Genomic DNA, 11,080 nt, shown 5'->3' with positions numbered 1-11,080 from the left:
GTTAATGGTATGGCCTCATCAGAGAGAGAAGCATCTGTCTCCATAAGAATCCTCTCATTTCTGAAGGAAAATCAAGAAGGGGCAAATATTATTGAAATTTCAGAGAACCTTGGCCTTGGTAGAAATCTGGCTGCCAAACATCTGACAAACCTCTACCAAACCGGTCGTCTCGATCTACGAACTATCGGAAAAAATAAGATCTACAGGCTTGCACACCGGGTTCCTTTTCATATCTATTCTGATTACCCGATACTAGGAGCTATCGGGTTTAACCGCTCACTCTTGGTTCATGAGACAACAGAAGTTGCCCTCAAAATTCTTGGATGTACCGAGGCAGATCTGATGGGTAAATGGATAGAAGATATTCCTCATCCATTATTTCAGAAATCGAACTTAGTTACCCTTGCCCGGGGTGTCCTTGATGAGAAACTCTCTCCTCCCCAGATCACCCTCCATGAAATAGGGAATATGATTTTTAGAATTATCATCTCCTTCTGCATTTTTGATGACTCCAGCATCGGGATTGCAGTGATTCTCATTGATCTTACAAATATCGAGAAAAACAGTCTAAAAGAACAACTGGTATCAAATCGATTAAATGCCCTCATGCAGGAGACCGGAGAATTTATTGTTGATCTAGATTCTGATGACCGAATCATCAGGGAAAACCAGGCCCTAGCCCGATACTATGGAGGGACATCAACTGACTTTATTGGACTACGAGGACTTCCCTCAATTGCTGCAGAAGATTTGGATGTTCTGAAACATACAGTAGCTCTAGATCCTGATTCATTACAAAATCCTTCAGCTCCGTTTGAGATCAGGGTTGTGATGCCAGATGGGAATATCCGATACCAGGAGTGGCGGGCATATCCTGATATAAGAAATGATATCCTCTGGTCATTACACTGTGTCGGTTCTGATATTACTGAAAAAAGAAATCAGGAAGCAATAATCCGACATTATGAGGCCGGATTATCTACGATAGTCGAGGAAAAGACGACTGAACTTCGTGAAGTGACAAAAAACCTGAGAAAAGAGATTGATGAACTGAAGAAAAACGAACAAAACCAGTATCTGAACCAAAACCGGTACCAGCGGCTGACTGAGATGATACATGAGATCATCTGGGAGACGAATGAAAATCATGAATTTACGTTTGTAAGTGCGAAGGTAGAGGATTATCTTGGATATCAGCCTGAATCTCTCATAGGAAAGCATTTCTTTGAGATTGTTGATGATACCATTGGCCAGTATCGACCCTTGGATTTTGTTTCACTCCTGGTATCAGGAAAACCAATCGACCGGATAATAACACCCATACGAAGCAGTGATGGGTCCACATGCTGGTTTGTGATATCAGGAGTTCCACATTCAAATCCAGACGGAATTTTTTATGGATATCACGGAATTGCTCAGGATATCACAAGGCAGGTTTTAGAAGAGGAACAGAAGTCAGAACTCGTGACCGTTATTGAATCTACACCTGATATTATTACTATTACCCATGAAGATGGCACGTTAATGTATCTCAATCAGGCAGGAAAGAAATTCTTCGGACTTTTAGATCAATCAGATATCAGTCAGATCAATGTTTTCTCGTACATTCCTGAGTTAGATATACAGGATTATCAGGCCAAGCGATTAAAAGCAGTCGAGGCTGGTTCCTGGCGAGGTGATACCGTCATTCTTTCAGGGAGTGGGACGCTGGTTCCTTTGTCCCAGATCATTCAGTATCATCGACACGAACCCTCAAAAAAATCTTATTTCTCAACCATCTTGAGGCATATTTCAGAGCGACTGGCCTTTGAACAGAAACTCGCAACTGCGTACGAATACTCCAGGATGCTTACTGAAGTGAACCCGGATCTTATTGTAACCTTTAGTTTAGATGGGAAAATTTTTGATGTCAATGCAGCAGTAGAGCGGGTTATTGGATACTCAAGAGATAAGATTGTGGGAAAAGAGTATTTTCAATTTTTTAGTGAACCTGAACGGATAAAAACTGCCTACAGGCAGTTACTTACCGAGGGATCACCGGTCCATTATACAACTGATATCCTTCACCAGAATGGCTCGAAAATACCGGTGATTGGAAATTGTGTAGTTATCCGGGATCAAACTGGGAACGTGACAGGAATATTTGCATCAGCAAGAGTGATACATCAGGAAAATGTTGAGGGAGTAGAAAAAGCCCGTGTTCATGAACTTGAGGAAGAACCCCGGAAACCCCCTCCGGGTTGATAAGCAGATCTGCGGGTCTCTGATATTCATCGAAGAGAACGGATTTCTGCAGTAATGTAAGGAGGATAATACGTGAGGTGGGTAACATGAAGAAAATTGAATTCAAGTCAATTAAAACAAAACTTATTGTATCGATGGTCGCTCTCGTGCTGATCAGCTGTATTATTCTTGCAGCTGTGAGTGCAATCAACGCACGTTCCACTATGGAAAACGAGATGCTCGGAACCTACAACGCCGTCGGGCTCAATTCTGCCGGACAGATGACCCTTATCTTGCAGGAAGGGACTGATCTCGTTAACATGGTGGCAACACGCCCGGCCAGCATTGATCTTCTTTCAACTGAACAGAAATCCGGAGTAAATCAGGAGAAACGAACAACTAGTAATACCGGGTTTAAAAAGTCTGTTGACAGAACCAGTGATGCATTTGACAATGTCATGCTCGTCAACCTCGAAGGAGAGGTCATCTCATCTAACAAGCCGGAGAACATCGGGAAAAGTTACAAGGATAGTCCATTGTTTGTCGAGGGGCAGAAAGGCAACTATATCTCAACACCGTATTTTGACGATAAAAAAGTACCAACACTTGGATACGCCACAAATGTTGCCGATTCTGAAAATAAAACCATTGGAGTGGTTTTATTAACTACTCCCATGGAATCGGTGGAGAAGATCGTTCTCGATCCCTCTGGTCTTGGTTCTACTGGAAAAGGGATGATAGTAGATCTCAATCAGGCTGGCCTCATCCTCAGTCATGTTAAGGGTGCAGATGATGCTTTTCTGAATAAGAAGGCAAAGATCGATCTGATCCAGGAGGGGAAACTCAATTACTGGACCAACTTTATGGGTGAGAACGTTCTTGGAAGTCGGTACTCGGTCAAAGAGAAACCCGGATGGTACCTTGTGTACATGGAGGATCAGGGAGATGCTCTGAAAGATGTCAACGCCATGATTATGATGATGATCATCATCACGATCCTAATCATCATTGCTGGAGTTGCATTTGCTTATTATCTTGCCCGGAGTATTGCAACCCCCATTATTGCTCTCTCAAAGGCATCAGACGATCTGGCACTCGGTGATGTTAACCAGACAATTTCCTACACCTCGGCAGATGAGCTTGGAACTCTTGCTGATTCATTCAGACGGATGATAGAGAACTTTAAGGGCAAAACCGAAGTTGCGACTGCCCTTTCAGTTGGAAATTTGGATGTCACCGTTCCGGTCGCATCTGACAGGGATTCTCTCGGTCTTGCAATGACCCAGATGAAAGATACGATTACCGGTATGGTAAATACCGTTAAGCGTATCGCTGTTGCTGCAGAGGCAGGACAGTTAAAAGAACGAGGTGACGCTGATCAGTTCAAAGGCGAGTATAAAAACATCATTGCTGGTCTGAATAATACCCTTGACTCAGTCATCAACCCGGTCAATGAAGCCATGCGGCTCTCTGATTCCTATTCAACAGGAGATTATACAGACCGGATTAGTGAGCAACTCTCTGTGAAAGGAGACTTTATTCCATTCAAAGAGGCATTGAACCAGATTGGTATTGCAGGGAGTACTGCTATCGGTGGAGTAAAGAGCGAGATAGAGAGTCTTACTGCCGGAATGGAAGAGACAAATGCCAGTGCAGAAGAAGTCTCCAGCGCCACAAGTACAGTTGCACAGAGTTCAAACAATGTCAGTCTGCTTGCTGAACGGAGTGGTAATGGTATTAACCAGACTCTTAACGCGATGGAAGATCTCTCTCAAACTGTTAGTGCGGTTGCAACAAAAGCAGAACAAGCATCCGCGATGGCAAAGCAGACCGTGGATCTCTCAGAAAAAGGGGTACACCTTGCCGGAAAAGCAGAGAAAGGGATGGAGGGGATTATGCAGTCGGTCGATGAGACCAGTAGTATCATCACTGATATAACCAGCCAGATGGAAGAGATCGGCAAAATTGTGGATGTGATAACCGGCATTGCCGAGCAGACCGGCCTTCTTGCTCTTAATGCAGCCATTGAAGCTGCACGTGCAGGGGATGCAGGAATGGGCTTTGCGGTGGTCGCTGATGAAGTCAAATCCCTGGCTCTTGAGTCACAAAAATCAGCTGAAAACATAGCAACCATCATCGGCAACCTGCAGAAAAAATCTGAGCTCGTCTCTGATTCCATGAAGACCTCTGCTACGGAAGTGAAGGCAGGAAATGAAGCAGTGAGTGAAACACTTAATGTTTTCAACCAGATCGTTCAGGCAATCAATGTTGTTCATAACAACATGACCGAGGTTGCCGGAGCTACCGAGGAACAGGCAGCTGCGGTTGAAGAGATCACCGCAAGTGTCCATGAGGTCGGAGGCCTGGTACAAAAGACTGCAGAAGAAGCAGTGAGCTCTGCAGCTGCAACCGAGGAGGTCACTGCCTCGATCGATCAGATTACGAGAGCAATTTCAGAAGCAGCCGCTTCGGTTCAGAAAATTTCTAACGAAATGGGGAAGTTTACCACTTCTTGAGGTAGGATCATGGGAGCATTTCTCATAGAAGAAACAGCACTGGAGTCTCCGGTGCATGAACCCGGGAAAAAGGGCTCAAATACCCATACTTCCCGTTTCCAAAAGAGTGGTTCTAAGCAGGTGGTTGAATTTGTGATCGGTGATGAACTGTTTGCAGTTGACCTATTTGATACAAGGGAGGTGATTAACACACCAGAAGTAACCCCTATCCCGAACACTCCGTCATATATCACAGGGATGATTGATCTGAGGGGAGTGATTACCACCATCATCGATCTGCGGGTGATGATGCATATTACCCGGGAGTCTACCGGAAAGAAACGATCTCGGGTAATCGTTCTTGATAAAACCGTCAGTGAGAAGATGCTCGGAATACTGGTTGATGATGTCTTCTCAGTTACGACCTATTCCAAGGATGATATTGATCAGGAAGCTCAATCTTCAAACGAGAGTCACCGGGATATTCTCGGGGTAATACGTAAACACAAGAAAGATGGAGGTAAGAAGGATAAGAGTGCCCTCGTAATATGGCTTGATATCAAGACAATGATCAGGAGAGTGGAGAAGGATCTCTAGAAAGGGAGATTCACTTCGCTCTTCCCAATGTTTTATCTCTCTTGGTTCCCATTTTTTGTATCTTCACATCAGGTACCATGTGGCCCAAAATCCGATCTATAGAACGGCGAATTACTCTTATTATTATCTTACTCATTCTTTTGACCGTTACTATCACCTCAACAGTTACCATCCTCAGCACTAAAGCAACCATTGAATCCAATCTGAAAGAGACCATCGATGCCATCGGTGTGAATTCAGCAGGACAGGTATTCCTCGTGCTCAACGAGGGTCAGGACCTTGCACGGCTCCTCTCGACACGAACTGCGATAATCGATCTCCTCATGCAGGAACAAAAGGCCGGTCCAGATGTGAAAGGACGTGAGGTGATTGCCAACGGACTGATTAACGCAGTAAATCTGACCAGCAATATTATGTCAGAGGCATCGGTCCTGAATATGAATGGTGAGGTGGTTGCATCAACAGATCCTGATATGATGAGGAAAAATCTTCGGGATGACCCACTTTATCTTTCCGGCCTGAATAACACAACGATCGGGGAACCACACCGCGATGAGAACGGTGAACCAATAATCAGTTTTTCAACCCCGATAAAGGGACCTTACAATCAGATCATCGGTGTCATCCTCACAGAAGGGAAGATGTCATATCTTGAAAATTACGGTTTCTATACTGGATTAGGCTCTACTGGCCTCGTATACATCATTGATGATAATGGTTTGATTGTCTCAACGGTTCAAGGAGACAAAGAGGCATTTCTTACTAAACACGAGAAAATTGATCAGATATTTCAAGGGAACCTCAGTTATTGGACCAACTTTCAGGGAACCCCGGTTGTTGGATCCCGATATCAGATACATCAGAAACCGGGATGGAACCTGATCATCTCCCAGTCTCAGTCTGAAATCCTCGCTCCCATCAACTCACTTTTCGTGATGATAATCCTCATCACGGTTCTTATCATCGGTATTGGCAGTTTCATCGGAATGGTTGTTTCCAGGAGGATTACAGAGCCAATCATCAGGATCACCAAGGCGTCTGAAGGAATCATCCTCGGTGATCTGGATCAGGATCTTCCCACGACAATGGATGATGAGATCGGAAGGCTGGCAAGGTCATTTGAACGACTTATCAAACAAACCCGCTCATATACAGAAGGGGCAGTATGTATCGCTTCAGGGGACATGTCCTACCAGTTTCCGGTCACTTCAAATCAGGATAGACTCGGAATTTCAATGAATCTGATGCGGGATACCATCAATGAGATTCTATCAGCCGTACATATGTTGGTGCATGAGACCAGCCTTGGTAATTTAAGCTTCAGAAGTGATCCCACCCATTTTAAGGGAGAGTTTCGATCCATCATTGAGGGATTGAACGCTACCCTGGATGCTATTATCGATCCTCTTAATGTATCAGCGGAATATGTGGATCGGATATCAAAAGGGGAGATACCTGAAAAGATAACCAAGGATTATTTCGGCGATTTCAACGAGATTAAAAATAACCTGAACACTTGTATCGACTCAATTCATCTGATGATCCAGGATGTCAATCTCCTCTCTGAGGCAGCAGTGAATGGCCAGCTTGGAGTCAGGGCAGAATCTACAAAGCATGCCGGTGAGTTCAGGAGGATCATTGAGGGGTTTAATGACACTCTTGACTCAGTCATAGGTCCATTGAATATTGCTGCCGAATATGTGGACCGTATAGCGAAAGGAGACATCCCTGCAAAGATTACCGAATCGTATTATGGTGATTTTAATGAGGTGAAAAATAACCTCAATACGTGCATTGACGCGGTTCATCTCATGATCGCAGATATCAATCTCCTCTCTGAAGCAGCAATGAAAGGGTATCTTGAGATTCGGGCTGATGCATCCAGACATCAGGGCGATTTTCGCAGGATTATCGATGGGATGAATACAACCCTTGACGTGATAACGAAACCACTCAACGAGACGATGTGGCTTGCTGATGAGTATGCCCAGTATCACTTTGATGCCAGATTGCCCCGTGAGGTGAATGCATCTGGTGATTTTTACCGGCTTCAGAAATCTATTGAAAACATCGGGAACGAGGTCTCCCGTGCCATCTTTTCGGTTAGTAAACAGGTACAGGAGATCGTCGCTGAAACTGAGTGGAAGAAAGGACCCCAGCAGCCAGAACCAGTCATTTGTGCATCCGCTGAGTCAGGCAAAAATATCCAGTCGCTTGAAGAACAATTCAACGAGATGATCCAGATCCTCAAAGAGATCGTCTCTGATTTAAAGCAATCTGAACAGCGAACCCGAATCCTGATGGAACAGGCTTTTGATAGTATTCTTCTGATAGACATCGATTCTTTGCTAATCCTTGACGCCAACCAGGAGTCACGTGATCTGACAGGGTATTCTATTGAAGAGTTGAAACGGATAAACCTGCTTGAACTGGTGCAAGAGGATGAGAGAGACGGGTTTGAGCAGATCATCTCAACCATCAGACACAATGAATCAGGGCAACTCATCGACTCTCATATCCGTACCAGAGATGGATCTCGTATTCCGGTTGAGATCAGTATGAGTAGTATCACCGCCCTTGGACTCAGGTATTATCAACTCTTTATTCGGGATATCACTGAGCGAAAAAAGGCAGAAGAGACCCAGGTTAAGACCAATGAGGATCTCAAAAGGGCATATGAATCTCTCTCCGCCTCTGAAGAGGAGATGAGGGCCAATTATGAAGAGATGGTATTTACTCAGCAGGAGATGGCGAAGAGTGAAGCAAAATATACCAGTCTCTTTAGTGATTCGCCATTTGCAGTGATGGTACTTGATTTTGCCATGATGAAAAGAGAACTCTTCTCTCTCACTCAGTCAGATTCGGATGATCTGACCTCGTACTTCACCAGGTGCCCCGGGGAGGTAGGAAGAGTCCTTGCACTTGGGAAGGTAACAGAAGTAAATGGTGCAGCATGTTCACTATTTGAGGCAGGGGGTAGTGAATTTCCATCCAGGGTCGATACAATCTTTCCCGAGGCTGATAATCCCGGGATCAGGAGTATGATACTCGCCATCCACGATGGAATATATGATTATACTGGAGATTTTTTAGGTCTCACACTTCAGGGAAAGAACCTGAATCTCTTCCTGAAGATATCTATCCCACCTGAGAGTCAGGATGACTGGTCACGGGTGATCCTCTCCTGCATCGATATAACCATGCAAAAACAGGCAGAGAGAGAACTTAAAAAGTACCATGAAGATCTTGAGGGCATTGTCAGTGAGAGAACAAAAGAACTGGCAGTTGCAAAAGAACTGGCCGAATCAGCAAACAAAGCAAAAAGTGATTTTCTCTCAAGTATGAGTCATGAACTGAGAACCCCGCTAAATGCTATCCTCGGTTATGCACAGTTACTCAAACATCAAAATAACTTGAGCAGAGAGCAAAAGGAGCAACTGGGAACAGTTTATAACAGCGGAACCCATCTTCTCTCCCTGATAAATGAACTTCTTGATTTTGGGAAGATCGAATCAAAGATTATCGTTCTTGAAGAGGAACCCTTCAATCTCCCCACTCTCCTTAGAGAGGTGTATAATATCATTCGGGTTAAGGCCGAAGAAAAACACCTAATCTTTGAGATGCAAGGGATTGTTGATATTCCGTCTGTGGTAACCGGAGACCCAGGAAAACTCAAGCAGATCCTCATCAATCTTCTGAATAATGCAGTTAAATATACCATGACAGGAGGGATTGATCTCATACTATTCTATGGGAAAGAGAACTCGAACCATCTCACCTGTATCGTGAAAGATACCGGAATCGGCATTCCCCCAGACAAATTAGGAGATATTTTCCAGCCGTTTACTCAAATAGCTAAAAAAAGTCAACTAACCGAAGGCACCGGCCTTGGCCTTGCTATCACCAAAAACCTGGTGACGATTATGAAAGGGATGATTACGGTTCAGAGTAAGGAGGGTGCTGGAAGTGAGTTCACCATATCAGTACCATTACCGGCATGTAATGTATCCCTTATCTCTGAAGAAGAGAATCAATCCTACTCCGGATATCTGGGTGAACGGAAAAAGATACTGGTGGTTGATGATAATGTAACCAATGCTACTCTCCTCATCAATCTCCTCGAACCGTTAGGATTTATGGTAACAACGGAACAAAATGGAGGAGATGCCATTACTCACATTGAGTCAGATCAACCCCACCTCGTACTTCTTGATCTGGTGATGCCTGATTTGGATGGCCTGGAGGTTGTCATGCATGTCAGGAATAACCCTAACCTGAATCTTGTTAGAATAATCGGTATATCTGCCACCGTCTCCCAGAGTGATCGTAAGGAAGAGTTTGAGAAATGGTGTGATGATTTCATTCCAAAACCCATAAAAATAGATCATCTCATGAATCTCATGCAGAAACATCTCAATATTATCTGGACAAAGGTAAGCCATGAGACAGCAATAACCAGGGAAGAGGATTCTGATGAGGCTGCATCAGTAATTATTCCAAGTCCCATACTTGCTGATATAGAATACGCATTACATCTCGGTGACTACCGGAAGATCAAAGAGGTACTTTTAAAACTAGAGAGCCAATCAGAAGCATACGCACCATTTATCTCAAGAATGAGAGAATATGTCATGAATTTAAATGAGAAAGAGATGATCTCCTATCTCAATCAGGTGAAAAAGCGACGAAATGATTGATGATAGGGATTATATCGGAACACTTCTGGTAGTTGACGACACTCCGGCTTCCCTTCAGATGATGGAAGCAGTACTTGAACATGCTCAATATCGTGTTCTGATTGCAACAAGCGGGGAAAGAGCACTTGAGATCGTGGAAAGCCTCAAACCAGATCTCATTCTCCTTGATATTATGATGCCTGGTATCGATGGATATGAGACCTGCCAACGTTTGAAACACAATACGGCATCCCGGGATATTCCTATTATTTTCCTCTCTGCATTAACAGAATCATTTGATCGAGTACAGGCGTTCAAGATAGGCGGGGTCGATTACCTGACAAAACCTGTTGAACCTCAAGAACTTTTAATCAGAGTAAAGACTCATCTTTCCATTAATTGTCTTGAAAAAGAACTCAAAGCTCTCAATCAGACTCTTGAAAAGAAAATAGAAGAGAGAACTGAGGAATTGAACCATGCATTTTTAGTCCTTCAGGAGCGGGAAGAATTATTCAGGACGATATTTCGGGATTCGCCTATAGGGATTCAGATCTATGACAGAGATGGGAAACTCCTATTTGTCAATCCAGCTCTCATACAGATCTTTGGCATTGAGAATCCTCAGGAGATTGTCGGAAATGATCTCTTCAAGGATCCCAATCTCAATGAAGGTATTATGAAAAAGATCCACGAAGGGCAGTCATTTAAAGATGAAGGGATCTTTGATTTCTCATTGGCAAAGAATAAGAGGCTATTCAAAACAACAAAGTGCGGAACTATCAATTATCAAAGATTTTTCTCTGTTCTTCATGCATTTGGTGATGAACGGATCACTGGATATATCATGCTCTTTCAGGATATCACCGGAGCTAAAAAAAGAGAAACAGAGATGAAGAATGCGATTGAGCAGATAACAAATAACATGGTAACCCTTTCCATCCTGAATGATCAGATTAGAAATCCACTTACGATTCTGGCAATCCTATCAGACAAGATGGAACCTGAGGTAGAGGAGCAGGTAACTGACTGTATTGACCGGATAGATGGATTAGTGAACCAACTTGATAATCGAATGATCGAGTCAGAGAA

5 protein-coding genes are annotated in these 11,080 nt (G+C 43.7%); all 5 read left to right on the top strand.

Translation table 11 applies throughout. The features are described 5' to 3' along the window. Positions 1–2,244 (top strand): PAS domain S-box protein (locus VN429_RS08120; RefSeq protein WP_325631919.1); only part of this gene is annotated, 2,244 nt, incomplete at its 5' end. An 86-nt stretch (positions 2,245–2,330) separates the two neighbouring features. Beyond that, positions 2,331–4,739 carry a methyl-accepting chemotaxis protein gene (locus VN429_RS08115; RefSeq protein ID WP_325631917.1) on the top strand — a complete coding sequence of 803 codons (2,409 nt, stop codon included), beginning with the start codon at positions 2,331–2,333 and terminating at the stop codon, positions 4,737–4,739. 9 nt (positions 4,740–4,748) lie between these two features. Further along, positions 4,749–5,315 carry a chemotaxis protein CheW gene (locus VN429_RS08110; RefSeq protein WP_325631915.1) on the top strand — a complete coding sequence of 189 codons (567 nt, stop codon included), beginning with the start codon at positions 4,749–4,751 and terminating at the stop codon, positions 5,313–5,315. 77 nt (positions 5,316–5,392) lie between these two features. Then, complete coding sequence (locus VN429_RS08105; RefSeq protein ID WP_325631912.1) at positions 5,393–10,012, top strand: ATP-binding protein; 4,620 nt, start codon at positions 5,393–5,395, stop codon at positions 10,010–10,012. Continuing rightward, on the top strand, positions 10,005–11,080 hold a 1,076-nt coding region (locus tag VN429_RS08100), incomplete at its 3' end, for a response regulator (protein WP_325631910.1). The genes VN429_RS08105 and VN429_RS08100, both read left to right, overlap by 8 nt.

Source organism: Methanospirillum sp. (genome assembly GCF_035560735.1).
Lineage (GTDB): Archaea > Halobacteriota > Methanomicrobia > Methanomicrobiales > Methanospirillaceae > Methanospirillum.
This window is presented reverse-complemented; position numbering and strand designations above follow the sequence as displayed.